1 protein-coding gene is annotated in these 436 nt (G+C 48.6%); it reads right to left on the minus strand.

Annotated features, from left to right (window positions below; all coding sequences use genetic code 11):
* The coding region (locus HC176_RS16660) for a peptidase dimerization domain-containing protein (RefSeq protein ID WP_167920129.1) at positions 1-436 on the minus strand (436 nt) is incomplete at both ends.

A 436-nucleotide genomic window follows, 5' to 3' on the forward strand; every position in this document is an offset into this window, starting at 1 on the left:
TTGATCTCCACTGTCACGCAATCTCTTTCATACTGGTTGCAGATCTCTCCGGCGAGATCCTGCATCATTTGCTTCCTGGCCTCAAAATGCTCCCGGTCATGATCCCGGATGATATAGTGCAGCGTAGTTTCCTCCACATCTCCTTCAATGGCATTGAGGTGGAAAAAGCCCTGCCGGTCTTCTGTATGCTCGGGAGTTTCCAGTCGGGGTAAGGAATTGATGAAGTCCATGGCAATATACATGCTGTTGATCATCTTATCCTTGGCATAACCGGGATGAACGCTCTTTCCGCTGACTTTAACAACGGCACCTGCAGCGTTGAAGTTCTCGTATTCCAGTTCTCCTACCTGGCTGCCATCCATGGTATAAGCCCATTGAGCTCCGAATTTTTCTACATCAAATTTATGAGCTCCCCGTCCTATTTCTTCATCGGGCG

The sequence above is a fragment of the Tamlana crocina genome, from assembly GCF_012037625.1.